Here is a 23,920-nt window from a genome sequence, read left to right on the forward strand (position 1 = left end):
CCCTGCCCCGGTTGGGGGCCCGGGGGCGCGCGCGCCCCGGGCTATGGTGGCGGGGGGGCGCGGGCCTCGGCCGGTACGGTTCAGCCCAGGTAGAAGTCCCTGCGGGCGGCCACGAACGCCTCGATCGACTGGGCGGGGGCGCCCGTGACGCGCTCGACGCCGTCGGCCGTGCGGTTGTAACGGTTGTCCCGGTGCAGCCGGGCCATGGTGGCGACGTGCTGTTCGAGGTGCGGCGGCATTCCCGTCTTGGGGAGCTGGGCCTCCCACCTCTCAGGGGGCACGTCCACGTAGGACACCGGACGGCCCAGGGCCTGGGAGAAGGCCTTGGCCAGTTCGTGCATGTCGACCGCGCGCGGCCCGGTCAGCTCGTAGACCTGCCCGATGTGCGGAGCCGGGTCACGGAGCACGGTGGCGATGACCCGGGCGACGTCGTCCACGGCGACCGGTGAGGTGCGCCCGGTGCCGAAGGGCAGCACGATCGTGCCGCTCTCCTGGATCGACCGCGCCGCCATCATGGTGAACATCGGGGTGTCCAGGAACGCCGTCGGCCGGATGTGCACCACGGGCAGCCCGGACCAGTCGAAGACCTGCTCCGCCAGCCAGTGCAGCCGCTGCTGGTGCGACTCCTCGGTGCTGGTGGCGGTCATCTGCGACACCGTCATCTGCGACAGGTCGACCAGGGCCTCCAACTTCCCGTACTGCTTGGCGACGGAGGCCACCACGGTCGCCGCCAGCAGGTGGTCGGGCGACACACGCATCCCGAAGTACATCCGTGTCACGCCCTCCAGCGCGGCCGCCACCGTCTCGGGCCGGGTCAGGTCGCCGAGGACGACCTCCGCGCCGAGCGCACGCAGTTCAGCCGCACGCTCGTCCTCGCGGCGGACCATGAAGCGCACCGGCACGTCCTGAGCGCGCAGTTGCTCGAAGACCGTACGGCCCACGCCGCCGGCACCGGGGATGAGAACAAGGTTGTCGGTAACCATCAGTCGGGCTCCTTGGGAGTGATGAAATTCCGGGTCGAGGTGTGATCAGAGCGTCTGCGCGGCTGCCGGCTTGCCCGGCAGGTAGGCCAGTACGACGACGGCGCCGAGGAGGGCGACGGCCGCGGACCCCATCGCGGTGATGTGCATGGCGTGGAGGAAGGCGTCGTGTGCGGGCTGTACCAGTGCCCTGCCGGCGGGTCCGAGTTTCCCGGCGACGGTCAGGGTCGCCTGGACGGATTCGGCCGCGGCGTGCCGCTGGGAGGCGGGCAGTGCGTTCAGGTGGCTGTCGATGCCGTTGCGGTAGGTGGTGGACAGGATCGACCCCAGTACGGCGACTCCCATGGCGCCGCCGACCTGCCGGAAGGTGTTGTTGACCGCGGATCCGGAGCCGGCCTTCTCCCGCGGCAGCGACGACATGATCATGACGGTGGCGGGCGGCATCACATGGGCCATCCCGGTGCCCATCAGGAAGAACAGCACCTCGAGTACCCAGATGGGGGTGTCCTGGCCGAGCAGCAGGAAGCCGGCGAAGGCCACGGCGGTCAGGATCAGGCCGCCGGCGCACACGGCCCGGGCGCCGAAGCGGTTGACGACCAGCCGGGCCCGCGGGGCGAAGAACATCTGGGAGGCGGCCAGCGGCAGCACGAGCAGACCGGACTGGAGCACGCTGTAGCCGCGCACGCTCTGGTTGTAGAAGACGCTGAAGAACGTGACGCCCATGAGGGCGAAGAAGACCAGGCCGATGGCGGCGACGGAGGCGGAGAACCGGCGGTTGCGGAAGTAGGTGACATCGAGGGCCGGATGGTCGCTGCGGGACTCGTAGACCACGAAACCGGCGAGCACCGCCAGGCCGCCCAGAATCGTCGCCCAGGCCTCGGGACGGGTGAAGTCGCCCAGCTGGCCGCCCTTGATGATGCCGTAGATCAGCACTGCCAGACCGACGATCGACAGCAGCACGCCGACCGGGTCGAGCCTGCCGGGCCGGGGGTCCTTGGAGTCGGGGACGATCGCCACCATCGCGATCATCGCGGCGACCACGATCGGCACGTTGACCAGGAAGACCGAACCCCACCAGAAGTGCTGCAGCAGGACGCCGCCGGCTATGGGGCCGGCGGCGATGGCGAAGCCGACGACACCGGTCCAGATGCCGATGGCCTTGGGCTGCTCCGCGGGCTCGAAGACGTTCATGATGATCGCGAGGGTGGCGGGCAGGATGAAGGCGCCGCCGAAGCCCATCACGGCGCGGAAGGCGATGAGCTGCCCGGAGGAGTCCGACACCGCGGACAGCACGGATCCCACGCCGAAGATCAGCATGCCGAAGAGCAGCACCCTCTTGCGGCCGAGCCGGTCACCGAGCAGGCCCGCGGTGAAGAGCAGTCCGGCGAAGACCAGCGTGTAGGAGTTGACCGCCCACTCCAACTGGCTCTGGGTGGAGCCGAGTCCGGTGGGGGCGGGCTGGGCGATGGTCTTCATCGCCACGTTGAGGATCGAGTTGTCGAGCATCACCACCAGGAGGCTGCACGCGAGCACGGTGAGGATGGCCCAGCGCCGCCGGTGGACCGCATCGGAAACGCGTCGGTGCGCGTGCGGCGCGGTCGGTGTCGAGGACTCGGTGGGGGTGGGTGGCGATGCCACAGGGGGTCTCCAGTGCTGTCGGTGGTTCTGCGATTGCGGGGCGGAGGCCGTCGGCCTCGGACGGAGGACGCGGCAGTGCCGGGCCCGGTCTGACCTGCCGGGTGATCCCGTCGACCCAAAATAGATGTCGCAATCAGACTAAACACGGGATAGGATAGATGACAAGCGACAGTTATTTGGGGAGAGTGATTCCGTGGGCCGCGTGTCCAAGGCGCAAGCGCAGGAGAACCGGCAGCACGTCGTGGCCACCGCCTCGCGGATGTTCCGTGAGAAGGGCACCGCGGTGAGCATCGCCGACCTGATGAAGGCTGTCGGGCTCACCCATGGCGCGTTCTACAAGCAGTTCGCCTCCAAGGAGGACCTGGTCGACAAGGCCATCGCCCACGCCTTCGAGGATCCGTCGGCACACTCGCCGGTGGGTCTCGAGGAGCCCGGCGGGGACCACGAGGCCGCCCGCCGGACGCTGATCGAGCAATATCTCTCGGTCTGGCACCGCGATCACGCCGGGGACGGCTGTCCCGTCTCCGGATTCGCCGCCGACCTGGGGCGCGAGCCCGACCAGGCCGCCCGCTCCCAGCCCGTCTACATCAACGGGGTGCGGAACCGCGCCGCCCGGCTGGCAACCGGCGACGACGACGGCATGGCCCAGCTCTGCACCATGGTCGGGGCCCTGGTCCTCGCCCGTGCCACCCGCGGCAACCCGATCTCCGATGAACTGCTGCAGGCCGCGCGCACGGCTCTCACCGGGATCGACTCCGGGCGGGGTGAATCGCAGCGGCACGCGGACTGACCCGGACCGGGCAGTGCGGCAGGTCGGCTCCGTGCCGTGCCTGTGGATCCTCGACCCACCCTCGAAATAAATCGGTTGCGCGTTGTGCGGTGCTCGCTAGGATCTTGCCGATCCTGAGGTGCCGGGCGCTGACAGCGGCCCGGTCGTGACGAGAGGGGAGGTGCGTTTTCGTGGTTGCCGCCGTGATGCGGTGCGCCCGCGTGTGCGCGCCAGACGCCCTTTCTCGTTACCTTCCCACCGGCTGACGACGCGCGTTCGCCGACGCGCCTTCCGGTGGGTCCTTCCACAGGAGATCACCACAGTGCGTGAGCGCTTTGCCGACGGCGAGTCATTCGCCCGTATCCGCCCCAAGGGCAAGAACCGACGCAATGACCGCGACGAGGAAGAGGCCTTCGAGGGGGCCTTCTACGACTACGCGGCCGGCCAGGACACCTTCGCCGAAGGCGATGAGGACACCTACGAGAACGGCTTCACCACGGCGCCCGGCCACTTGCCCGACGGGCCTCCCCAGGGCGACCGCTGGTCCACCTGGGATCGATCGACCCCGACCGAGAAGGGCCCCGAGCCGCGCCCCGCGTGGGTGGTGACGGACCTGGCCGCCGTCGACACCGAGCTCGGCATCGTCAAGACGGGCAAGGAGGCCGACGTCTTCCTGATCGAACGGGCCGTGCCCGGAACGGACCGCCGCACCCTGATGGCCGCCAAACGGTACCGCGACGGGCAGCACCGCATGTTCCACCGCGACTCCGGATACCTGGAGGGGCGCTCCCACAAGGAGTCCCGCGTCAGCCGGGCCATGGCCAAGCGCACGGCTTTCGGCAAGGAGGCCATCGCCGGCCAGTGGGCCGGCGCCGAGTTCGCGGCGCTGTCCCGGCTGTGGTCGGCAGGGGTGGCCGTGCCCTATCCCGTGCAGATCCTGGGGACCGAGATCCTGATGGAGTTCATCGGGGACCCGTCGGGGACGGCCGCACCACGCCTGGCCCAGCTCCGCTCGCAGGAGGCCGATCTGGACGACCTGTGGGAGCAGCTCGGCCGCAGCCTGTCGCTGCTCGCGCGCGACGGCTACGCGCACGGCGACCTGTCCGCCTACAACATCCTCGTCCACGAGGGCCGTCTGGTCGTCATCGACGTGCCCCAGATCGTCGACGTCATCGCCAACCCGCGGGGCCGCTCCTTCCTCGAACGCGACGTCCGCAACGTAGGTGCCTGGTTCGTCTCCAGAGGCCTGGCGGAACGACGTGTCGAGGAATTGGCGCAGTCGTTGGCCTTTGACGCACGGCTCGGCTGAACGCCATTGCCACGTCGGCGTGTTCGCGGCTGCCGAGCACGCCGGCGCGGGCCCGGACCCGGGAGCGACTCCCGGGTCCGCGCGGGCCGCGGCCCGCTTCAGGCCTGGTACTGGGTGAGATCGATGGCGTGGACGCGCAAGGGGAAGCCGTACTCGGGGTGTGTGGTGTCGCGCTCCGGCGCCATGCCGAGCTTGCGCAGCACGTTCTCCGAGGCGTCGTCCCCGATCCGGGCGATGCCGACCAGGCGCTCCAGGCCGCGGTCCTGGAGCGCGAACTCCATCGCGGCGTGGGCGGCCTCCGAGGCGTAGCCCTGGCCCCAGAACTGCTGGCCCAGCCGCCAGCAGACCGACACGTCGGGCATCAGCTCCGGCAGGAACTCCGGCAGGGACAGGCCGGTGAATCCGGCCAGTTCGCCCGAGGCCAGCAACTCGACGGCGAAGAGGCCGAAGCCCTCCTCGTCCCACTCCTCCTCCCACCGCTCGATGGCCTCCGCGGTGTGTTCCAGGTCGCGCACGGAGCCGTCGCCGACCCAGCGCATCACCCGGGGGTCGCCGTTGATCTCGGCCATGGGGACCAGGTCGTCGTCCTGCCAGCGGCGCAGGAGCAGGCGGGGGGTCTGGATCTCGGTCATGGGCTCATCCTGTCGAAGGCGAAGCCGCAACGGTAATCGGCGCGGCGGCCGACGCCGCCCGCCCGCGCGGCCGACCGGGCCTCGGGACGCCCAACTGCCGGGCGACGGGCAGATGTCGAGGACCGTGGGGTGGCGGCGGCCGACCGTCGCATCGACCCCGCAGCGGCGCCGAAGCGGCGTCGGTACGGCACCCCATGACGCCCCTCCCACGTGGCGGTGTGGGAGGGGCAGGTGGGGGTAGCCGCTCAGAGTGCGGCGCTGCCGTGGGTCCGCCGCGGTGGTGATTCCCCATGCGCCGCACGGGCGCAGCCCCGTCCGCTGTGGAAGTGGGCGGAGCTGCGGTCGCCTTCCCCTCCTCCGGTCGCCGGTGCAGCCACTCTTGAGCCCTTGTGTGCCGGGCGGCGCGCCTACTCGACGCGGTGCGGCCCGCGGCGGGCGACATGCAGGCGTGTGCGGGTGGGGAGGTGTTCCCAGCCGGCGGACCGGCGGGCTCGTTCCACAGGTCCGTCGTGCAGGTCGTCCAGCACCTGGGCGGGGGCGCTGTCGGGGGCGAGGGTGAGATCGATGCGGCCCTCGGGGTGCGGGGCGCTGCCTGCCATCCGCGCCCTGGCCTTGCGGACGCCTGGCAGGCGCCCGGCGTCGGTGGCGAGTGCGTCGCTCAGTGCCCGGTGCCGCATTCGGACGCCTTCGGCGGGGGACGCTCCACCGACGGCGATGGGGCCGGGGCGGTGGCGGCGCACTTGTGCGATCAGCCACCACAGGGCGAGCAGAGCTGCGACGGCCAGCGCGGCGATGACGGCGGGCCACCACCACCATCCCTGCCCCGACCAGGCGATCCGGTCGGCGCGGGCGAGCAGGACCTGATGCGGGGAGGTCAGGGGCCAGCCGCCGGGGGGTGCCAGATCCCATCTGCGGTACGCGTCGAATCCGGCGGCGAGGACCAGCAGGCCCCCGCCCAGCAGAACGATTCCGGCCGTCCCGAGCAGGGTCCGGTTGACCTTGGCTTGTGCGTCCATCGTCCGTCCTCCATGTCACGTGGTGCCGCGCTGTACGGCCGGTCACGTCGTGCGGCGTGCGCGGACCGACAGTTTCGGGGGGTGGGCCAGAGCGAGCCCGTTGCGCTGCTCGTCCCTGACGGCGGCGACGATCTCGCTTCTGACCTCGCGCGGGTCGCGGAAGCGCACGTCCGCCCGCACCCTGGTGCGGTGCCGGCGCACCCGGACCCTTGCCCCGCTGACTCCGGGGACCCGCAGGGCGGTGTCACGCAGCAACTGGGCCGCGCTGTCGCGGTCCAGCGTGGCGCGTGTCCGGCCGCGGCCGGCGGGCACCTGGAGCGGCAGCCGGCGGCGTAGGCCGGGAGTGAGCGCGAGCACGATCAGCCACACGCCGAGGGCGGCCGCGGCGGCCGCTCCGGCGAGCATCCACACGTCGTCGAGGGGACGGCTCGCCAGCTCGTCGAAGAGCCCATTGCGCCAGGCGGCAGCCGGTTGTCCGGCGCGTACCCGCACGACATCGAACAACAGCATCACGGCGCAGAAAAGCACCACCAGGGCGGCGAACGCGGCAGGTATCCGGCGTGCGGACCACAGCCGCCGCGAGGGCTTCCGGCTCGGAACGGTCGCCGGGGGGCCGTGGCCGGGCGGGAGCCCGTCACGCCCGAGCCTGGAGGCTGTTGCGCGCCGCTTCGCCGAGGTGGCCGCGCGGGACTGCGGCGGACGCGGTTCGGGAACGGGGACGGCGGATTCCTGTCGGGGGCTCATGGCGCTCCTTGCATCGTTCCTTGCATGACGAGGGTGGCCCGCCGGATCATCGGACGCTTCCGTTCTCCGGGCTCTCGACGGGGACGAGCCGGCGCACGGTCAAGGTGACCTCGCGGACGTTCATCCCGGTCAAGTGGGCGACCCGTTCGGCGATGTCATCCCGCATCTGCGAGGTGGCGAGGGCGATGTCGAGGGGGTAGGGCAGGTCCAGGGAGATGGCCAGCCGTGCCGATCCGTGGTGCACCGCGGCCGAGGCGCTGGGGGAACCGAGTGCGGGGCGGTCAGAGGGCGGACCGGTCCGCCGGGTCGTGGCCTCGCGGGCGGCTCCCTCGGCGATCCTTTCCACCACCTTGGCGGGGATCTCGGTCGCGCCGCGCTCGGCGGGCGGTGGCAGGGAGCATGTCTCCGTGCCCCGGCGCCGGGCGGCGCCTTGGGCGGCGAGAGTCGGCTGCGCGGTCATAGGACCCGGCTCCGGGGCGGCGCCGAGTCATTCCTGGGACGCCTGAATGTCTGGTGGGCGGGGTTGCCGTGCGGGCGGGGGAGGTCGCCGTCGTGCCTGCGGCTTCCCTCGTCATGCCCTCCGTCGCGGCGGTGGACGAAGTCGCCGAGGACGAGGTCGCCTTGCGCGAAGCAGCCGATGACCAGACCCAGTGCTCCCAGGACGGCCACGACCAGAAACGCCCCGAACCCGCCGAAGTAGCCGGCGAAGCCGAGTGCCATGCCTGTTACCAGGCCCAGTGTCGCTGTGCTCATCTCTCACTCACCCATTTCATGGAGGTTGCTTCCTCGCTCGGCCCGCGCTCCGCCGCGACGCATGTCCCGGCCGGGCCCGAGGCGACGGGCAGTTCACGACACGCGGCCTTCGCTCTGCGGCTCGTCGTCGTCTTCGTCGGGGAGGTGGACGTCGTCGACGGTGATGTTCACCTCGACGACCTCGAGTCCGGTCATGCGCTCCACGGACGTGATCACATCGGTACGGACCTCCGCGGCCACGTCCACGATGGATATGCCGTATTCGACGACGACGTCGAGGTCGATGGCGGCCTCGCGTTCGCCGACCTCGACGGTCACGCCGCGCCCGACACCGGGGCGTCCGCCGGGGACCCGGTCCCGTACGGCTCCGATGGCCCGGGCCATCCCGGTGCCGAGGTTGTGGACGCCCGGTACCTCCCTGGTGGCCATCGCCGCGATCTTCTCCACCACGCTGTCCGTGATGGTGGTCTGTCCGCGGCTGTCGGCCGGGACATCGGCGCCGCGGCCGCCACCCTGCAGGATCGATCCGGTATTGCCCGCCTGGTCCTTGTTGAGTGCCGGGCGGCTGGTCATGTCCGTCATCATGAGGACTCCTCGATTGCTGCGGGCGCTCGCACAGTGCCCGTCAAAGGATTGGACCCGGTCCAGCCGCAATCGTCACGAAATCAGGGCAATTCAAGTCATATAGACTGAATGTTGCGGTGCTGTCGAAGGTTCGCAGCTCGCGTTACGGCGCTGACCGTGCCGACCGCAGTACGCGCCCCTCGGGGACAGCCGCAGGACGACCCCAAGCACCCAGGGGAGCGGCCGTGCAGCAACAGGAGAAATCCCCGCCACCCCGGCGGGCAGCCGACGGTGCGCAGGGCGGACCTGACTGGCTGCTGACCGTACGGGCCGGTGAAGGCGACGACGACGCCTTCGCCATCCTGGTCCGCCGGCACAGCGGCCCGATGCTCGCGCTGGCCCACCACCTGCTCGGTAATTCCGCGGACGCCGAGGACGCCGTGCAGGAGGCCTTTCTCAGCGCCTGGCGCAGACTGCCGGAGTTCCGGGGCGACGCCGCGTTCCGTACCTGGATGTATCGCATTGTCACCAACCGCTGCCTGAACACTCTGCGCCGTCGCACCACCGCCGTGCCCCTGGACACCGTCCCGGAGCCCACCACCGGCACCGCGGGCTCCGGCCCGGCCGGCGTCGCCGAGAGCGGCGCCGCCACCGCTGCCCTGGCCCGTGCGCTCGCCCGGCTGAACCCCGAGCAGCGCGCCTGCTGGGTGCTGAGGGAACTGCACGGCCTGCACTACGAGGAAATCGCACAGATCGTGGGCGTCAGCGAACAGACCGTACGAGGCAGGCTCTTTCGAGCCAGGCGCTCCCTGATGAAGGAGATGGCCCCATGGCGCTAGGCGACCCGTATACGCGGCCCTCCGCGGCCGAGCCGCCGCGGGCAGGCACCGAGACGTTCGGCCCGTCTCCCGGCGACGACGCCTCCCTGCTCACCGGAGACCAGCTGCTGCCCTGCGGGCGTCCCCTCAGCCGCGCCTGGGAGCTCGCACGCGATGCCACCTCCACCACCGACCCGCACACCGCCGTCTGCCCCCACTGCAGGCAGGCCATCGAGGGCCTCGCGGCCTTGGACGACGCCATCGGCGCGCTTCGCGCCCAGCAGAGGCCCAGCGCCCAGACCATCGCCGACCGGGTGATACGCGCAGTCCGCGCGGAAATCCGCCTCGGCCGGATGCTGCCCCTTGACGACCCCGCCGGAGACCTGCGGATCGCCGAGACCGTGGCGGCGAAAGTCCTGCGCCGGGCCGCCGACACCGTCACCGGCGCGCAGGTCGCCAGTCTGCGCATGACCCCCACCGGGGACGGCCAGGCCGTGCACATCGCCTGCACGCTGGCCGCGGCGCCCTATGGACCGCTGCCCGAATACGCCGACCAGGTACGCCAGGCCGTCCTGCACGCCGCGCACCTGACGCTCGGGCTGGCCGTCAGCGGCATCGACATCACGATCATGGACCTGCTGGACCCGGACGCGCCGACGGCCCGCGGCGAAGCCGGTCTCCCGGAAGGCGAATTCCGATGACCCTCGTCGAAGCGATGAACCTCAACCAGACGGCAGCCCACGCCGCCCTCGCCGTCCCCGGCGTGGCCGGACTGCAGCCCGGCCTCGGTCACCGGCTCGCCAATGCCGCCGCCCTCGCCCAGCAGCACATCGGCATCGCAGCCCAGCCCCCGGAAGCGGGCATCCGAGCCGAACGCACCTTCCAGCCCTTGGGCTGGCACGTGGAAGTGCGCTGCATCCTGAACCAAGAGCGCCGCGCACTGGACACCGCGCGTGACGTCCGCCGGCAGGTACGTTCCGCGGTCACCGCCCACCTGGCACGCAACGGCACACCGGAACCGGTCACCATCCTGGTGACCGTCACCGGTTCGACGCCGTGACCGGTGTCGGCGTTCGTGTCCGGGAGGGCGACCCTTCGGCCTCCGCTGACAACCGATGTTGTCCGGCGGTGCTGATGTCGCCTACTGTGTGCTGATGCCTGGCATTCACTTCTCGCTGCGGATGAGTGAGGAGGAGATCGCCGCTCTCGCCACGGGTGCGGTCGACGACCTCGTCCGTGAACTGGTCCGTCGTGCTTTTCAGCCGCTTCCCGGCCGGGGCGAGGAGCCACCGGCCCAGGCCGAAGCCCTTGCACACCTGCACATGCTCATTCACCTGCGGCAAGCCGTCGAACGTCTGGAAGAGACCGCCGCCCATGAAGCGGCCGACGCGGGTGCCGGCTATCCGCAGATCGGCAGGGCGTCCAACATGACCCGGCAGGGCGCCCGCCGCCGGTGGCCGGGCCTGAACACTTCCTCCCACCCGGCTCCACCCAAGTCCCGGAGTTCCCGATGATGATCGCCCCCGCTCGCCCCTATGACGTGCTGCTGGTCGAGGACGACCTCGCCGACGCGATGCTCATCGAGGACGCCCTCACCGCGCGCGGCACGCGCAATCTGGGCAAGGCCCAGGACGGCGCTGCGGCTCTGGAGTACCTGCGCGACCCGGCCAACCCGCGACCGGACCTGATCGTGCTGGACCTGAACATGCCCCGTATGAACGGCCGCGAGCTCCTGGCCATCATCAAGAGCGACGAACTGCTGCAGACCATCCCGGTGGTGGTCCTCACCACCTCTTCGGCGCCTGACGACGTCGCCGGTGCCTACCGGCAGCACGCGAACGCCTACGTCACCAAGCCCGTCAACCTTGACGACTTCGAACGGGCCGTGCAGAGCATCGACGCCTTCTACCTCGACACCGTCACCAAACTGCCGCGGCCGTAGGGCGAAAGAGCGCCGACCGGCTCTGTCCACGCCCGGAGTCGTGATCACGTGACGGGGAAAACAGCTGGAGCGATGATGATCGGGCTGGTAGCTTTCAGCCGTCCGTGACAACGCCCGAGGAGGTGAGACCCATGACCGCTGTATCGACGTGGGTGCTCCCCCTTTCCGTCACGGCCGGCGATTGACGTAGGGACGTCGCCGGGAGCGCCTCGACAACAAGGCACTCCCGAAAGGCAACACCTGTGCATTTTCTGCGGTTCACCGCTGAGTCGTCGTCAAACGGCGTGGTCGAACGCGACTTCATCCTGGACGGGATCCCCGGCGTCCTCTGGTCGCCGGCCTCAGGCGCCGATCGCGCGCCCCTGGTGCTGATGGGGCACGGCGGCGGTACGCACAAGAAGGCACCGGCCATGGCGGGCCGTGCGCACCTGCTCGTGACCGGCTGCGGTTTCCATGTGGCCGTCATCGACGCGCCCGGTCACGGCGACCGGCCGCGAACGGCGCACGACGAGCAGGAGATCGCGGCGCTGTACCGGGCGAGGGCGGCGGGCGAGCCGGAAGGCCCGATCGTCGTCCGCTACAACGATCATCTGGCGGAGCTCGCCGTGCCCGAATACCGGGCGACCCTGGACGCCCTCCAGGAACTCCCGGAGATCGGCGCCGACGGGCCGGTCGGCTACTGGGGCATCAACATGGGAACCGCGATCGGAGTGCCGTTCGTGGCGACCGAACCCAGGATCACGGCCGCGGTCTTCGGTCAGCACTGGCCCGACGCCCTGGCCGAGAAGGCGAAGCGGATCACCATCCCGATCGAGTTCGACATGCAGTGGGACGACGAACACATCCCGCGTGAGGGCGCTCTCGCGCTGTTCGACGCCTTCGCTTCGAAGGAGAAGACATTGCACGCCAACGCGGGCAAGCACAAGGAACTGCCCAGGTTCGAGGCGGACAGCGCGGTCCGCTTCTTCGCCCGGCAGTTCGGCCGAGCGGTCACCGTTCCGGCCTGACGTGGGGTGCGGTCGCGGCGTCCGGCTCACCGGCCGGGCGGCGCGACCGCGGTCCCGCCGCGTTCGCGCCGGTCAGGTCGGACCCGGTGCCCGGCCGGTGAGCCCGGCAGGTGTGCCGAGCGGCCTGTCAGGGCCGGGGCGCGAGCAGATCCTGACTGCCTGTCAGTTCCAGGACGCGGGCGACCCTGGCGCTCATCGTCCGTATGGTCAGGCGGTGGCCCGCCGGGTTGTCGGCCGTCCGGGCTTTGAGCAGGACATTGAGGCCCGCGCAGTCGAAGAAGGAGACCTCGGACAGGTCCAGTTCCAGGCCCCCGGGATAGGTGTGCAGTGCCGCGGTGATGCAGCGTTCGAGGTCCGCCGAGCACTCGGCGTCCACTTCTCCGATGATCACGGCAATCGCCCTGCCGGGCTCGCAGGGCATGAGACGGAGCATCGCCCGGGCGCCGAAGCGGCCCTTCCCTCCCAGGGGCGTATACGCGGGCAACCGCGTCATCGTGTACTCCCGATGCTGCGACAGAGGGGTCTCCTGCCAACTGTGATGATGCCCCCGCGGTACGACACACGTCAAATAAATCAGGAAATCTTTTTCATGGGTTGATGGTCCGGAAACCCGGAGCGCATGATGGAGGCATGGACGGAGGCGCACAGAACCGGGATCAGTCGAAGTGGACGTTCCTCACCAGCCACGCACGGGTCCTCATCATCATCGCCAAAGACCCCGGCGTCAGGCTGCGTGACGTCGCCGAGGCCAGCGGCCTCACCGAACGGGCGGTGCAGGGGATCGTCTCCGACCTGGAGGACGGCGGTTACCTGACCCGCTCCCGTGAGGGGCGGCGCAACCGCTACGAGATCGTCCCCGGCGCCATGTTCCGCCACCCCGCCGAGGCAGATCACGAGATCGCCGGCCTCCTGGCCCTGATCAGTACGCGATGACGCGGACTCCTTCGCGTTGGCGCGCCCGCCGCGCCGCCTAATCGGAACCGCTGTCCTGATCCTGGCCGCCGTCGATCCATGGGGCGGGCGGTTGTGACGGGATGGGGGCGTCCAGTCTCAACAGACCACGCGCGCACAGTTCGTCGAGGACCTGCAGCAGCAGGGGCCGGGCGTCCCTGCCGGGCTCACGCGCGGGCGCCGGTGCGACGCCGGGAAACGGGCCGCGGGGCCTCGGCAGACCCTGCGGCTCGGGCTCCTCGGGGCCGTGAATGCACAGTCGGACCATCGGCACCGGGGCGGCCCGCGTGGATAGGCCGTATGGGCGAATCCGCCGCTGGAGTGCCTGGCGCACTCGGCGCAGGTGCCATGGGGCCGGTGTCACCCGGAGAGTGCATCGGTCCTTGCGAAGGTGCATCCTGGAGATGCGGCCCCGCTGGCGCTTGCCGGGTCTCCATGCCCTATGCGGCGGGGTCGCCCGGCGGGTTGAAGCGTCCGTTCGGTTCAGCCGGCCGGCAGGTCGGCCACGGCGGCGACGCCCACCGCGATCGCGCCCTCGCTCACGTTGCCGAACCCGAGCACCAGCCGGGCCCCGCCGGTGCCGCCCGGCGCCGAGCGGTTGGCCGCCATCCCGTACAGGCCGACCTGCCGAGCGCGGGCCGCCGCCACGACCCGCTCCTCGTCGCAGCCCGCACCGAGCTGGGCCACGGCGTGGAAGCCCGCGGCGAGGCCGGTTACGCGTACGCCGGGCGCGGTGTTGAGTGTCGCCGGCGACGAGAATCCCGTCGAGGAATACATCTCGGCCGATCCGTCCTGGAGGGACGGAAAAAGGGAGACCGGCCTGTTCGGCGGCATCGACCGCTGCGGTGCTCAGGCGGAGTGGTCGTCGTAGAGGGCGCGGTTCTGGGCGACGAAGGTTTCGACGTCGAGCGGGTCGTCGCCGCCGATCCTCTTGACCACGTCGTTCATGCCGGCGAAGACGCCGTTGCGGTAGTCGATGGCAACGGCGCGCAGATGCTGGATCAAGTGCTGCGAGGCACCGCGCTTCTCCAGGATGGCGGTGAATTCGTCGAGCTCGATGGGCACATAGGTGACCTTGCGGCCCAAGGCTCGCGTCATCGCTTCGGCGATCCCGTAGTGGTCCAGCTCGACGGCACCATAGAGCGGGTAGATCTTGCCGGCGTGCGGTGCGGGGTCTTCGAGGATGGACGCGATCACCTTCGCCTGGTCACGGGCGGCGATCGGGGCATGCCGCCCGTCGGCGAAGGGGAAGCGCAGTTCGCCCGTGCCGTTCCACATGGTGGTCAGCCATTCGGCGAAGAACGTGGGTCGCAGGTGGGTGACCGCGACGGGGGAGCGGTCCAGCAGGCGTTCGGCGACCCAGTGCTGCCGTGCGGCGTTGCTGGCGGCCTCGCGGCGGGCGGAGATCTGAGACATGTTCACGATCGCCCGCACACCGTTCTCCTCCGCGGCCTGGGCCAGGTTCGCCGTGGCGTCCATGAGGCCGGGAGCGATCGGGTAGGTGAAGTAGGCGGCGTCGATCCCCTCGGCGGCTTGCGCCAGGGAGTCGAGGTCGTGGACGTCGCCGACCACGACCTCCGCGCCGCGCTCGGCGAGCCCCTCGGAGCGCTCGTCGACTCGGCGGACGAGTGCGCGTACGCGGTGGCCGCGCTGGAGCAGCAGTTCGGTGGTGTACCTGCCGGTCTTGCCGGTCGCTCCGATCACCAGAAGGTTGCGGGTCATGATGACGTCTTCCTTGCCTTGACGTGCTCCGCTCCCCGGGTGCAGGGGCGGAAGACGGTGTGTGACGCGATGCGCCGTGCCGTGCGGATACTCATGGAGAAGTCGCGTGCCGGCCGCCGGACAGGCTGAACAACTCGAAGAACCGCCGCGCGGTGTCAGGGGCGCCCTCCACGACGAGCTCTCCTGAAGCCATCGCGTCATCGACGGCGACCTCGCCTTTGGCGAGGGCGTAGAAGGTGGCCTTCCCGCAGGTCAACCGCAGGCCCGGTTTCACAGGTGCGGGCCCGACCTCCGTCCTCACCCGCTCACCGTCGCCCTGCAGCCACAGTGTTTCCTCACCCACGACCAACTCCGTGAGGGTGTCGAAGCCCGCCGCCTCCCCAGGAGCCGTGAGGCGCATGGCCACCAAGCTCCACGCGGCACGGTCGGCGTAGCCGGGCGGCGGGGCCTGAAGCCCTCCACCCCAGTCGGCCAGGGACGCCAGGAGCGGGAGCAGTGCCTCACCTCGCGCACCGAGTTCGTAGGCCGCGGCGCGCCCCGGGCCGGGCAGTGTCGTACGACGCACCACGTCGTACTCGCCCAGATGCTTGAGTCGCGTGGCGAGGAGGCTGGTGCCCATCGCCGGCAGGACGTCCAGCAGATCGCTGTAGCGGCGGGGGCCCAAGGTGAGCTCGCGGACGATGAGCAGTGTCCACCTCTCCCCGAGTACGTCGAGCGCACGGGCAATGCGGCAGACCTGTTCGTAAGAGCGACTCATCACGCCTCCTCCGCGAGGGGAACCGCCGGGCCGGCGGCGACCGCCGCCCTCTTGTGTGACCAAGGGGCGGCTCACGGGCCTGCCTCGTTACTTCTAAAACATATAGTCGATGCTACGTGTTTTAGAACCACAGGGCAGCCGCAAACCTTCCCGGTCGGGCTGCCCGTCGCGGGGTCGCGGACGATCCGCCGGATCCGCCGGCTACAGGCGGACGGTCATCCCGCCGTCGATGGCGAGCGCGGCGCCGGTGATGAAGGAGGCTTCATCACTGAGCAGGAAGGCCGCGAAAGCGGCGATCTCGTCCGGCCGGGCCATCCGCCCGAGTGGGTGCATCGCCTCGGCCGCGTGCCAGGCTTCCTCCGTTGTCAGGCCGGGCGCAGCCTGCGCCAGCGATCGTGACAAGGGGGTGTCGACGCCGCCGATGACCAGGGCGTTGACCCTGATGCCGGTCGCGGCCATGTCCAGCGCCGCCGACCGGGTGAGCCCGATCACGCCGTGCTTGGCGGCGTTGTAGCCGGCCATGTTCGGGTACGCGGCGACGCCGCAGACCGAGGCGCTGTTCAGGATCGCGCCGCCGCCACTTGCCTGGAGCGCGGGAATCTCGTGCTTGAGGCCGTAGAAGACACTGCTGAGGTTCAACTCCAGCTCCGCGTGCCACGCCTCGCCGTCGAGTTCGGTGACCGGGCCGGTGGCGATGGGGGCGCCCACGTTGTTGAACGCGCCGTCGAGCCTGCCGTACCGGCTCAGCGCCTGCCGGACCAGCTCCGCCACCTCGGCCTCCACGGTCACGTCGGTGGACACGAAGGCCGCCTCGCCGCCTCTGGTGCGGATTGCGGCCACCAACGCGTCGCCGGCCTCCCGGCCGCGGGCCGCCAGGACGGCCGTCGCGCCCTCGCCCGCGATCCGCTCCGCGGTCGCACGGCCCACGCCGGTGGTGGCACCGGTGATCAGGATGACCTTCTCTGCGAAGCGTGCGGACATGATCACTCCCACGATCGGTCAGGCCGGAAGGCGAGCACCGGTCCGGCGGTTGACGCGTTCACGACCTGCCGGGAGCCGATGCGTCAGCGGTGTCACCGGGTGTGCTCACCGTCCGCTGCCGCCAGTCGCTGCTCCAGCCACACCCGGGCTGTTCTCCAAGCATGTCCGTCCGGGTCCATGACGTCGAAGTGGCCGGCACCGGGCGACACGACGAAGGTGACGTCCACGCCCTCCGCGGCCGCGGCCTCGGCATACGTCCGGCCGTACTCGGGCGGGATGATGTCATCGGCCGTGCCATGGATCACGAGCACCGGGACGCCCCCGTTCCTCAGCAGCACGGGGGATGCCGCCGCGTACCGCTCGCCGTACTCGGCGACTCTTCCACCGAGCAGAAGCGGTGTGATGCCCTCGCTCATCTTCGACGCGACACCGGCCCACAGCTCCGGGTGGGACGGCAGCGGTTCATCGGCCGTCGGTTCGGCGTCGAGGTCCGCGGGAAGCGGCCCGAGGCCGGCGTCGTCGGCCGCCACCAGGTCGAGCACGCCGGCGAGGGTCACGGCGCCCAGCGGCTTCACCCGCGGACGGGCACCGGGGACACCGTCGGGCAGGGCGGACCGATGCGCGGTCCACGCGGCGAGCTGGCCCCCGGCCGAGTGCCCCACGACCAGCACCCTGCTGCCGTCGACGCAGGGATCCAGGTGCGGTACGACGTCCACGGCGGCCGCCATGTCGTCGAAGGTGCCCGGCCAGCCACCGCCGGGTTCGCCGATGCGCCGGTACTCGATGTTCCACACCGCGAAACCCCGTGACACCAGGTCCGCCACGACGGGAAGCGACTGCCTGCGGTCGTACAGCGCGGTCCACCAACCACCGTGGACCATGACGACCACGGGGAACGGGCCGTCCCCCTCCGGCAGGTACAGCTCTCCGACCTGCGACGGCTCGGGACCGTAAGCGATGGTTCGCACGTCACGGCGGCCGTCCTCCGCATCGTCGTAGCGCACGCCGCTGTCGGCGCTCACCAGCCGGTCGATCGTGGCGAAGAAGGCGGCGATCCCGGGGAGATTGCCGCCCTTGGCGCGCGATTCGTCGTACGCCTGGGCGTCCGCCCACTCGACGATGTCCAGCCACGTGGTGTCCGCCACGCGCACCAGCTTCGCCCCCATGAACCCTCGCCGGTCCTTGCGGAAGGCGGCGAGCATCTCGCCCCGGGCCTCCAGCATCTCCGACGTTCGCTCCGGCGCGACGGTGAACCTGGTCAACTCGACCACAGACATGTGGGAACTCCCGGTGATGCGGCATCGCAGCGACGGCGGGCGCAGTAGTAAAGATCGCTGACTGTCAAGGTTTCTTACCAATCAGCCTAAGGAGTCGCCCGTACGGCCGCAACCCATCCCCGAGTCGCGCGCGGAGGCGAGGTTTGCGCCTCCCGGAAAGCCGCTGCTCAAGCGGACGGCATGTGGGGCCCGCTCGTCCCCGAGGGCTACGCCACCTATGTCGCCCTCGGCGCTTCCGGCATGGCCGGAGAAGTGTACGGAGTCGGCCAGATCTCGACCGCATACGCCAAACAGCCGTGAACCGCCCGGTCCCCTGACCGGGCGGTTCACACCTCGTCCATGCGTCAAGACACGATCACGCGGGCTGCCACAGCTCGATCCGATTGCCCTCGGGATCGGTGACCCAGCCGAATCGGCCCACACCGTCCATGTCCTGTGTCTCGGCGGCCACGTCCGCACCCTTGGCGCGCAGTTGCGCGAGCATCGCGTCCAGGTCGCGGACCCGGAAGTTGAGCATGGTCTGCTGGGTGGGGGACCCGAAGTAGTCGGTCCCGGACTCGAAGGTGGCGAACACCGTCGGCCCGGCTTCCTGGTGCCACAGGCCGTTCTCCTCGGCGTTCAGGCCCAGGCACTCGCGGTACCAGGCACTGAGAGCCGCGGGGTCGGCGGCCCGCATGAAGTGTCCACCGATTCCAAGCACATGTTCCATGGCGCCATCCTGCCAGCTCGGCGAGGGGGCGGGCCGACACCACACCGTCGCCGGCTTCCCGTGTCAATCGTCGGCGAGGCTCGTCGCGTTGAGGCGCTGCTGCTCCACCACGTCCATGAAGAGCCGCTTGAACTCGGCGTAGGCGTTCACCCCGAGGCGCTGTGCATGGCGGGTCTGCATCTCCGCCATGATCTTGTCCGCGGCAGCCATCTGGGCGCGGCCGCGCTTGGTGGGGCAGACGAGTTTGGCCCGCCGGTCCGCGGGGTCACTTTGCCGCTCGACGTAGTCCAGCGCGGTGAGTTCGTCGATCAGCGTCCCGATGACCTGCTTGTGCTGGCCGGACACCCGGGCCAGCTCGGTCGCCCGGATGCCCTGTGGCTGAAGGTAGGCGAGGACGGCGCCGTGGCGAGGCTTGAGGTCGTCGAAACCGAGGTGATGGAGACGGGAGAACAGCTCGGCTTGGACGGCGAACAGCAGGCGCCCGGCCAGCACGCCGAGATCGGGGTCGTCAACGTTGCGCACCGCGCGGCTCACACCCCTTCTCCACTGCCTCACTCCTGACGGGACGTCTCACGTCCCGATCCGGTGATTCTAACGGCGCGTCAACCGGCCGCCGCGGCGGCATGGCGAAGCGTCGTCCCTCGTCATGCCGTTCCGGCGACCCGCCGATACCCGGTCAGTCGGTGCTCCAGCGGCGGAGTTGCAGGGCGATCTCTCTGGGGGGCACGGTCCCGGCGACGACCCCGCGGACGAGGGTGGCGGCGTCCTTCGGCTGGTAGGTCAGGGGACGGCCGTTGACCTGGAGGAAGGCGACCGCGGCGAGCCAGCCGAACTGGGCGTTGGAGTGCTCGAGGGACGGGAGCCTGACCAAGGTGTGGAGCAGGGCGGCCGCCTTGAGCCAGATCGAACCGTAGACCTCCCGGCCCATGGCCTGCGCGCGGTGACGGGCGACCGCGGCGTCCAGCGGCCCGAGGTCATCGGGCTGCGGGTCGCCGGTGATGTGTTCGGCGACCTGCAGGAGCCATGGCACTTCGGCGTGGATCAGCTCTTCGGGTCCGGGGCCGGGTCCGGTCACGCGGCGCTCCCGCGCGTCCGGCCGTCGCTGTCGAGGTCGGCCAGGCGGCGGCCGGCCTCGGCGTCCGCGGCGCGGTACGCCGGGTCCGGGCGGCCGTCCTCCGGCAGGATCTCGGCGAACGCGTCCTTCACGTACTCGTGGGCCTCCATCGCGGCCTCCAGGAACGCGGTGGGGACGGCGTTGGCCTGGCTGAGCGCGGCGCGGCGGATGTACTCGCGGGTGCTGAGGTTGGCGGCCGCCGCCGCGCGCCGGACCTGGTCCAGCTCGTCGTCGTCCTTGAAGGGGACGTTCATGCCCTTTGTCGCTGCCATGTACTGACGGTACCGTCAGTACAACCCGAGGGCCAGCGGTTCGGCGGATGCGACGGCTGCGACGAGCCGGGGGTGCCGGGTGCAGGTCTCCTCCCGCCGCCCGGGTCTACTCGGGGAGCGGGCGCAGGACCTGTTCCGCCCACACCGACTTGCCCTCGGGGGAGTACCGGATTCCCCAGCGCTGGGTGAGCCGGGAGACGATCAGCAGCCCGCGGCCGCCTTCATCGCTCGTGCGGGCGTGGCGAAGCCGGGGTGCGGCGCCGCCGCCGTCCGTCACTTCGCATATCAGGCAGTGGTCCCGTACCAGACGCAGCTGGATGGGGTTCGCGCCGTAGCGGACGGCGTTGGTGACCAGTTCGCTGACCACGAGTTCGGTGGTGGGAACGAGGTCGGACAGTCCCCAGGCCTCCAGTTGCGCGGTGGCCCCGGCGCGGGCGGCCGCGACGGCTGCCGGGTCCGACGGCAGATGCAGGGTGGCGACGTCCTGCCCGGACAGGGTGCGGGTGCGGGCCAGGAGGAGGACGACGTCCTCTTTGGGACGGCCGGGAAGCAGAGCGTAGAGGGCCGCGTCGCAGATGTCCTGGAGCGGCCGCTCGGGGTCGGCCAGGATCTGCCGCAGCCGGTGCATCGCCGCCTCCGCACCCTCCGGGAGGGACGTCAGGAGACCATCGGTGTACAGGGCCAGCACGCTCCCCTCGGCGAGGACGGCTTCCGCCGCGTCGAACGGCAGGTTTCCCCGGCCGAGCGGGGGCCCGGCGGCGGCGTCCCACGTGCGTGCGGTTCCGTCCGCGTCGACGATCACCGGCGCCGCGTGCCCGGCGCGTGCCATCGTGCACCGGCGGGAGACGGGGTCGTAGACGACGTAGGCACACGTCGCGGCCACCGGCTGGGCGTCCGCGCACTCCTCGGAGGCGCCGGGCTCGTCGACGGCCAGACGCGAGACCAGGTCGTCCAGGCGTGCCAGCACCTCGTCGGGCGGCAGGTCCAATGCGGAGAGTGCCTGGACCGCCATCCGCAGGCGGCCCATCGTCGCCGCCGCCTGTACCCCGTGCCCCAGCACGTCCCCCGCCACCAGGGCGACTTGGGTGCCGGAGAGGGCGATCACATCGAACCAGGCGGTGTCGCTCCTTCCGGGCGCGTAGCAATGCGACGTCTCCACGGCCGTGACGACCGGCAGGTGCGCGGGCAGAAGCCGGCGCTGCAGGATCTGGGCGGCGGTGCGCTCGCGGGTGTACAGGCGTGCGTTGTCCATCGCGACGGCGGTCCGGTCGGCGAGTGCGGAGGCGAATCGCAGATCGTCCTCGTCGAAGGGATCGGGGTCCGAGGTGCGGTAGAAGCACGCGAATCCCAGCACCGCACCATGGTGGCTCAGGGGAAGGACCATGAGGGAGTGCGCGCCGTCCGCCAGGATCTCGCTGTCTCCGGTGGCGGGGACGGTCACCCAGACCGCGTCTTCCCGCAGATGACGGATCAGCCGCGGCCGATGGTCGGACAGGCTCTGTGTGTACGGGCTGGGGAAGGGGAAGCTGCGCGCCTCGGTCGAGGTGCGAAGGGGCCCTGGGGACGGCGACGCGCCGGCGTCGGCGTCGGCGGGCACCGCGAGTGCGGCGACGCGCCGGAGGAGGACGTCGTCCTGCACCGGTCCGGGCGGCGGCGCCTCGCCCCGCAGCACGCAGTCCAGCACGTCGACCGTGACGACGTCGGCGCTGCGCGGAAGGGCGATCGACGCGAACTCGTGCGCGGTCCGGGAGACGTCCAGGGTCGTGCCGATGCGCAGGTCGGCCTGATGGAGGAGTTCACAGCGGGCCTGCGCCCGGGCGCGCGAGGTGACGTCATGGACGGTGGCGATGACTCCTATGCAGGCCGACGCTTCGTCGCGCACGGGCAGGGCGGAGATGGAGACGACCCGATCGCGACGCGGATTGGAGACGTCACGTCCGCGCTCCTCCCGGTCGATGACCGGCGTTCCTGTGCTCACGACCTCCCGCAGCATGCGTTCGAGCACCGCGGCGTCGAAGCCCGGCATGATCTCGCCGATTCGCCGGCCTGCCGTCGTCCCGAGGGCACCGGGGTGCGTGCCGGTATTGGAACGCAGAAGCCGCAGGTCGGAGTCGAAGATGTAGACACCACCAAGGGAGTCGCGCAGCAACGTGTCGAGCGCCGCCGTGCGGACATCGTGGTAGCGACGATCGCGGCCCTTCATCGTGTCTGTCACGGCGCCAGCTCCGTTCTTCCGCTGCCGGCATTCCGTCAACCGGCGGCTCGGGCGGCCAACGAGTGTGGTCACGGGAGGAGTTGAGGCCGGCGGAGTACCGGGAATCTCCGGGGACCGATGTGAGGATACGGATGTCCCTATGCCGGATGACCCGTCCAGCGTTGCTCCCCGCCCATGGGATGTCGATGTGGCCGTCGACAGCGATGGACGGGCGCCGCGGTGGCCGCGGACACGGCGGCCACGTCGCGGGGGGCTCCGTCCGGCCGGTGAGAGCCGGCCTTCCGGGCGGAATTGGTTCAAGGCCACCAAAATCTGCCGAAAGGTGGTGTTCCGGGTCCAATGGTTCCCCTGTGATCTACCTCTAGTGTCGGAATTGTGGCGGAATCACCGACACGATCCGGTCTTCCGGAACGGAAGGAGCGGTAGATGAACGCGATAGGGCAGGGCACGCTGTCGCCCATCGACCTCACCACCGTGGGCCCCGGGAACGGGCACCCGGTCGTCCAGCCCCCTGTGCTGGGCGGATCCGAGCACACGGACTACTACCTGCTGGGCGACCTCCTCACCGATGAGCAGAACGCGCTCCGCCAGCGGGTCCGGGACTTCATGGACCAAGAGGTCACCCCGGTCATCAACCCCTACTGGGAACGGGCGGAGTTCCCCTTCCCGCTGGTCCCCAAGCTCGCCGAACTCGGCGTCGCCGGTTTCCAGATCTCCGGCTACGGCTGTCCGGGAATGAGCAATGTGACGGCAGGCATGGTGATCCTCGAACTTGCCCGGGGTGATCTGAGCATCTCCACGTTCGCCGGGGTGCACTCGGCGCTGGCGATGATGTCGATCTCGCTGCTCGGCTCGGAGGAGCAGAAGCAGCGTTTCCTGCCGCCGATGGCGCGACTGGAGAAGATCGGCGCGTTCGGGCTGACCGAGCCCGCCCACGGCACGGACGTGGTCAAGCTGGAGACGACCGCCCGGCGGGACGGCGACGGTTACGTTCTCAACGGTCACAAGCGGTGGATCGGCAATGCGAGTTTCGCCGACTACGTGATCATCTGGGCGCGTGGTGACGACGGGCACGTGGGCGGTTACGTGGTGGAGAAGGGGACCCCGGGTTTCGACGCCCAGGTCATCACGGGCAAGACGGCGCTTCGGTGTGTGCAGAACGCGCAGATCTCCCTCACCGACGTCCGGGTTCCGGCCGAGAACCGGCTGGCGAACGTCGACACCTTCCGTGACACCGAGAAGGTGCTGCTGGCCTCGCGCTTCTGCGTGGCCTGGGAGGCGATCGGCGCCGCCGTCGCCGGCTACGAGACCGCTCTGGCGTACGCCAAGCAGCGCAAGCAGTTCGGTGTCCCCCTGGCGGCTTTCCAGCTCGTCCAGTACCGGCTGGCGCGCATGCTGGCGGACATCACCGACATGATGTGCATGCAGTTCCGGCTCAGCCAGCTGATGGACGAGGGCAAGTTCTCGATGCCGCGCGTGGCGCTCGCCAAGATGCACTACACCGAGCGCGCCCGGGCCATCCTCGCCGACGCCCGCGACATGCTCGGCGGCAACGGCATCCTCCTCGACTACCACGTGGCCCGGCACCTGTGCGACATCGAGGCCATCGACACCTACGAGGGCACCGACACCGTGCAGGCCCTCATCGTCGGCCGGGACATCACGGGATACAACGCCTTCGTGCCCGGGCTCCCGCCCCACTGACCGACCCGGACACGGCACGCCTGCCGCACAGCTCCTGCCTCGCCGC

General features: G+C 70.4%; 29 protein-coding genes. 10 read left to right on the forward strand and 19 right to left on the reverse strand.

Annotated elements, in window-relative coordinates:
* Positions 1-80: 80 nt before the first annotated feature.
* Both ACFWVC_RS30990 and ACFWVC_RS30995 read right to left on the reverse strand, forming a co-directional pair.
* On the reverse strand, positions 81-983 hold the full coding sequence (locus ACFWVC_RS30990) for an NmrA family NAD(P)-binding protein (RefSeq protein WP_384294864.1): 903 nt from the start codon (positions 981-983) through the stop codon (positions 81-83).
* Between the two features lie 45 nt (positions 984-1,028).
* The gene (locus ACFWVC_RS30995; RefSeq protein WP_384294868.1) at positions 1,029-2,618 is read right to left on the reverse strand and encodes an MFS transporter; all 1,590 of its coding nucleotides are present in this window, start codon (positions 2,616-2,618) and stop codon (positions 1,029-1,031) included.
* A gap of 193 nt (positions 2,619-2,811) precedes the next feature.
* Here ACFWVC_RS30995 and ACFWVC_RS31000 point away from each other — a divergent pair, with 193 nt between their 5' ends.
* Together ACFWVC_RS31000 and ACFWVC_RS31005 are read left to right on the forward strand one after the other, a co-directional pair.
* A complete protein-coding gene (locus tag ACFWVC_RS31000; RefSeq protein ID WP_384294870.1) occupies positions 2,812-3,408 on the forward strand; it encodes a TetR/AcrR family transcriptional regulator in 597 nt (198 codons plus the stop codon).
* A gap of 301 nt (positions 3,409-3,709) precedes the next feature.
* The gene (locus ACFWVC_RS31005) at positions 3,710-4,696 is read left to right on the forward strand and encodes a serine protein kinase RIO (RefSeq protein WP_384294873.1); all 987 of its coding nucleotides are present in this window, start codon (positions 3,710-3,712) and stop codon (positions 4,694-4,696) included.
* A gap of 98 nt (positions 4,697-4,794) precedes the next feature.
* On the opposite strand, the gene ACFWVC_RS31010 is transcribed toward ACFWVC_RS31005, so the two are convergent.
* The 6 genes from ACFWVC_RS31010 to ACFWVC_RS31035 all read right to left on the reverse strand — a co-directional run bounded on the left by ACFWVC_RS31010 (position 4,795) and on the right by ACFWVC_RS31035 (position 8,423).
* Complete coding sequence (locus ACFWVC_RS31010) at positions 4,795-5,328, reverse strand: GNAT family N-acetyltransferase (protein WP_384294878.1); 534 nt, start codon at positions 5,326-5,328, stop codon at positions 4,795-4,797.
* A gap of 407 nt (positions 5,329-5,735) precedes the next feature.
* A complete protein-coding gene (locus ACFWVC_RS31015) occupies positions 5,736-6,344 on the reverse strand; it encodes an alkaline shock response membrane anchor protein AmaP (RefSeq protein ID WP_384294880.1) in 609 nt (202 codons plus the stop codon).
* 42 nt (positions 6,345-6,386) lie between these two features.
* Positions 6,387-7,088 (reverse strand): DUF6286 domain-containing protein, encoded by a 702-nt coding sequence (locus ACFWVC_RS31020; protein WP_384294884.1) that lies wholly within the window; start codon positions 7,086-7,088, stop codon positions 6,387-6,389.
* 46 nt (positions 7,089-7,134) lie between these two features.
* Entirely contained in the window at positions 7,135-7,548 is a 414-nt protein-coding gene (locus tag ACFWVC_RS31025; RefSeq protein WP_384294887.1) for an Asp23/Gls24 family envelope stress response protein, read from the reverse strand.
* Positions 7,545-7,841, reverse strand: coding sequence for a hypothetical protein (locus tag ACFWVC_RS31030; protein ID WP_384295041.1), 297 nt, complete (start codon positions 7,839-7,841; stop codon positions 7,545-7,547). The genes ACFWVC_RS31025 and ACFWVC_RS31030 overlap by 4 nt, the downstream gene beginning before the upstream one ends.
* Positions 7,842-7,934: 93 nt before the next feature.
* Positions 7,935-8,423, reverse strand: coding sequence for an Asp23/Gls24 family envelope stress response protein (locus tag ACFWVC_RS31035; RefSeq protein WP_384295038.1), 489 nt, complete (start codon positions 8,421-8,423; stop codon positions 7,935-7,937).
* Between the two features lie 227 nt (positions 8,424-8,650).
* Here ACFWVC_RS31035 and ACFWVC_RS31040 point away from each other — a divergent pair, with 227 nt between their 5' ends.
* From ACFWVC_RS31040 to ACFWVC_RS31065, 6 genes are all read left to right on the forward strand, one after another.
* The gene (locus tag ACFWVC_RS31040; protein ID WP_384294892.1) at positions 8,651-9,244 is read left to right on the forward strand and encodes an RNA polymerase sigma factor; all 594 of its coding nucleotides are present in this window, start codon (positions 8,651-8,653) and stop codon (positions 9,242-9,244) included.
* A complete protein-coding gene (locus tag ACFWVC_RS31045; protein ID WP_384294896.1) occupies positions 9,235-9,924 on the forward strand; it encodes a hypothetical protein in 690 nt (229 codons plus the stop codon). The genes ACFWVC_RS31040 and ACFWVC_RS31045 overlap by 10 nt, the downstream gene beginning before the upstream one ends.
* Positions 9,921-10,283, forward strand: coding sequence for a hypothetical protein (locus ACFWVC_RS31050; RefSeq protein WP_384294899.1), 363 nt, complete (start codon positions 9,921-9,923; stop codon positions 10,281-10,283). Before ACFWVC_RS31045 ends, ACFWVC_RS31050 begins: the two co-directional genes overlap by 4 nt.
* Positions 10,284-10,338: 55 nt before the next feature.
* The gene (locus ACFWVC_RS31055) at positions 10,339-10,737 is read left to right on the forward strand and encodes a hypothetical protein (protein ID WP_384294901.1); all 399 of its coding nucleotides are present in this window, start codon (positions 10,339-10,341) and stop codon (positions 10,735-10,737) included.
* Complete coding sequence (locus ACFWVC_RS31060; RefSeq protein ID WP_384294904.1) at positions 10,734-11,165, forward strand: response regulator; 432 nt, start codon at positions 10,734-10,736, stop codon at positions 11,163-11,165. The genes ACFWVC_RS31055 and ACFWVC_RS31060 overlap by 4 nt, the downstream gene beginning before the upstream one ends.
* A 242-nt stretch (positions 11,166-11,407) precedes the next feature.
* Complete coding sequence (locus ACFWVC_RS31065) at positions 11,408-12,172, forward strand: alpha/beta hydrolase (protein ID WP_384294909.1); 765 nt, start codon at positions 11,408-11,410, stop codon at positions 12,170-12,172.
* Positions 12,173-12,299: 127 nt separating this feature from the next.
* On the opposite strand, the gene ACFWVC_RS31070 is transcribed toward ACFWVC_RS31065, so the two are convergent.
* Positions 12,300-12,563 carry an STAS domain-containing protein gene (locus ACFWVC_RS31070; RefSeq protein WP_384294911.1) on the reverse strand — a complete coding sequence of 88 codons (264 nt, stop codon included), beginning with the start codon at positions 12,561-12,563 and terminating at the stop codon, positions 12,300-12,302.
* A gap of 239 nt (positions 12,564-12,802) precedes the next feature.
* On the opposite strand from ACFWVC_RS31070, the gene ACFWVC_RS31075 reads away from it, so the two are divergent.
* Positions 12,803-13,105: a helix-turn-helix transcriptional regulator gene (locus ACFWVC_RS31075; protein ID WP_384294915.1), complete on the forward strand. Its 303-nt coding sequence runs from the start codon at positions 12,803-12,805 to the stop codon at positions 13,103-13,105.
* A 501-nt stretch (positions 13,106-13,606) separates the two neighbouring features.
* Here ACFWVC_RS31075 and ACFWVC_RS31080 read toward each other — a convergent pair.
* The 10 genes from ACFWVC_RS31080 to ACFWVC_RS31125 form a co-directional block, all read right to left on the reverse strand.
* Entirely contained in the window at positions 13,607-13,900 is a 294-nt protein-coding gene (locus ACFWVC_RS31080) for a hypothetical protein (RefSeq protein ID WP_384294919.1), read from the reverse strand.
* A gap of 72 nt (positions 13,901-13,972) precedes the next feature.
* The gene (locus tag ACFWVC_RS31085; RefSeq protein WP_384294922.1) at positions 13,973-14,845 is read right to left on the reverse strand and encodes an NAD(P)H-binding protein; all 873 of its coding nucleotides are present in this window, start codon (positions 14,843-14,845) and stop codon (positions 13,973-13,975) included.
* A gap of 91 nt (positions 14,846-14,936) precedes the next feature.
* Positions 14,937-15,602 (reverse strand): winged helix-turn-helix transcriptional regulator, encoded by a 666-nt coding sequence (locus ACFWVC_RS31090; RefSeq protein ID WP_384294925.1) that lies wholly within the window; start codon positions 15,600-15,602, stop codon positions 14,937-14,939.
* A gap of 201 nt (positions 15,603-15,803) precedes the next feature.
* Positions 15,804-16,583 (reverse strand): SDR family NAD(P)-dependent oxidoreductase, encoded by a 780-nt coding sequence (locus tag ACFWVC_RS31095; RefSeq protein WP_384294928.1) that lies wholly within the window; start codon positions 16,581-16,583, stop codon positions 15,804-15,806.
* Between the two features lie 92 nt (positions 16,584-16,675).
* Complete coding sequence (locus tag ACFWVC_RS31100) at positions 16,676-17,860, reverse strand: alpha/beta hydrolase family protein (protein WP_384294930.1); 1,185 nt, start codon at positions 17,858-17,860, stop codon at positions 16,676-16,678.
* Between the two features lie 355 nt (positions 17,861-18,215).
* A complete protein-coding gene (locus tag ACFWVC_RS31105; RefSeq protein WP_384294934.1) occupies positions 18,216-18,569 on the reverse strand; it encodes a VOC family protein in 354 nt (117 codons plus the stop codon).
* 63 nt (positions 18,570-18,632) lie between these two features.
* Positions 18,633-19,103, reverse strand: coding sequence for a MarR family winged helix-turn-helix transcriptional regulator (locus ACFWVC_RS31110; protein WP_384294939.1), 471 nt, complete (start codon positions 19,101-19,103; stop codon positions 18,633-18,635).
* Between the two features lie 142 nt (positions 19,104-19,245).
* Entirely contained in the window at positions 19,246-19,644 is a 399-nt protein-coding gene (locus tag ACFWVC_RS31115) for a fic family toxin-antitoxin system, toxin component (protein WP_384294945.1), read from the reverse strand.
* The gene (locus ACFWVC_RS31120) at positions 19,641-19,955 is read right to left on the reverse strand and encodes a hypothetical protein (RefSeq protein ID WP_384294948.1); all 315 of its coding nucleotides are present in this window, start codon (positions 19,953-19,955) and stop codon (positions 19,641-19,643) included. Before ACFWVC_RS31120 ends, ACFWVC_RS31115 begins: the two co-directional genes overlap by 4 nt.
* Positions 19,956-20,061: 106 nt before the next feature.
* Complete coding sequence (locus tag ACFWVC_RS31125; protein WP_384294953.1) at positions 20,062-22,170, reverse strand: SpoIIE family protein phosphatase; 2,109 nt, start codon at positions 22,168-22,170, stop codon at positions 20,062-20,064.
* Positions 22,171-22,596: 426 nt separating this feature from the next.
* Here ACFWVC_RS31125 and ACFWVC_RS31130 point away from each other — a divergent pair, with 426 nt between their 5' ends.
* Entirely contained in the window at positions 22,597-23,874 is a 1,278-nt protein-coding gene (locus tag ACFWVC_RS31130; RefSeq protein WP_384294956.1) for an acyl-CoA dehydrogenase family protein, read from the forward strand.
* Positions 23,875-23,920 lie beyond the last annotated feature (46 nt).

Origin of the sequence: Streptomyces sp. NPDC058691 (assembly GCF_042714775.1) — a bacterium.
Taxonomy (GTDB): Bacteria; Actinomycetota; Actinomycetes; order Streptomycetales; family Streptomycetaceae; genus Actinacidiphila.

What these genes read in the sequence shown, in the direction of transcription:
- ACFWVC_RS31095 (WP_384294928.1), bottom strand. Translation starts at nt 16,583, where the DNA reads ATGTCCGCACGCTTCGCAGAGAAGGTCATCCTGATCACCGGTGCCACC.
- ACFWVC_RS31075 (WP_384294915.1), top strand. Translation starts at nt 12,803, where the DNA reads ATGGACGGAGGCGCACAGAACCGGGATCAGTCGAAGTGGACGTTCCTC.
- ACFWVC_RS31085 (WP_384294922.1), bottom strand. Translation starts at nt 14,845, where the DNA reads ATGACCCGCAACCTTCTGGTGATCGGAGCGACCGGCAAGACCGGCAGG.
- ACFWVC_RS31080 (WP_384294919.1), bottom strand. Translation starts at nt 13,900, where the DNA reads ATGTATTCCTCGACGGGATTCTCGTCGCCGGCGACACTCAACACCGCG.
- ACFWVC_RS31100 (WP_384294930.1), bottom strand. Translation starts at nt 17,860, where the DNA reads ATGTCTGTGGTCGAGTTGACCAGGTTCACCGTCGCGCCGGAGCGAACG.
- ACFWVC_RS31035 (WP_384295038.1), bottom strand. Translation starts at nt 8,423, where the DNA reads ATGACGGACATGACCAGCCGCCCGGCACTCAACAAGGACCAGGCGGGC.
- ACFWVC_RS31025 (WP_384294887.1), bottom strand. Translation starts at nt 7,548, where the DNA reads ATGACCGCGCAGCCGACTCTCGCCGCCCAAGGCGCCGCCCGGCGCCGG.
- ACFWVC_RS30990 (WP_384294864.1), bottom strand. Translation starts at nt 983, where the DNA reads ATGGTTACCGACAACCTTGTTCTCATCCCCGGTGCCGGCGGCGTGGGC.
- ACFWVC_RS31020 (WP_384294884.1), bottom strand. Translation starts at nt 7,088, where the DNA reads ATGAGCCCCCGACAGGAATCCGCCGTCCCCGTTCCCGAACCGCGTCCG.
- ACFWVC_RS31015 (WP_384294880.1), bottom strand. Translation starts at nt 6,344, where the DNA reads ATGGACGCACAAGCCAAGGTCAACCGGACCCTGCTCGGGACGGCCGGA.
- ACFWVC_RS31105 (WP_384294934.1), bottom strand. Translation starts at nt 18,569, where the DNA reads ATGGAACATGTGCTTGGAATCGGTGGACACTTCATGCGGGCCGCCGAC.
- ACFWVC_RS31010 (WP_384294878.1), bottom strand. Translation starts at nt 5,328, where the DNA reads ATGACCGAGATCCAGACCCCCCGCCTGCTCCTGCGCCGCTGGCAGGAC.
- ACFWVC_RS31090 (WP_384294925.1), bottom strand. Translation starts at nt 15,602, where the DNA reads ATGAGTCGCTCTTACGAACAGGTCTGCCGCATTGCCCGTGCGCTCGAC.
- ACFWVC_RS31045 (WP_384294896.1), top strand. Translation starts at nt 9,235, where the DNA reads ATGGCGCTAGGCGACCCGTATACGCGGCCCTCCGCGGCCGAGCCGCCG.
- ACFWVC_RS31030 (WP_384295041.1), bottom strand. Translation starts at nt 7,841, where the DNA reads ATGAGCACAGCGACACTGGGCCTGGTAACAGGCATGGCACTCGGCTTC.
- ACFWVC_RS31050 (WP_384294899.1), top strand. Translation starts at nt 9,921, where the DNA reads ATGACCCTCGTCGAAGCGATGAACCTCAACCAGACGGCAGCCCACGCC.
- ACFWVC_RS31055 (WP_384294901.1), top strand. Translation starts at nt 10,339, where the DNA reads ATGTTGTCCGGCGGTGCTGATGTCGCCTACTGTGTGCTGATGCCTGGC.
- ACFWVC_RS31060 (WP_384294904.1), top strand. Translation starts at nt 10,734, where the DNA reads ATGATGATCGCCCCCGCTCGCCCCTATGACGTGCTGCTGGTCGAGGAC.
- ACFWVC_RS31120 (WP_384294948.1), bottom strand. Translation starts at nt 19,955, where the DNA reads ATGGCAGCGACAAAGGGCATGAACGTCCCCTTCAAGGACGACGACGAG.
- ACFWVC_RS31130 (WP_384294956.1), top strand. Translation starts at nt 22,597, where the DNA reads ATGAACGCGATAGGGCAGGGCACGCTGTCGCCCATCGACCTCACCACC.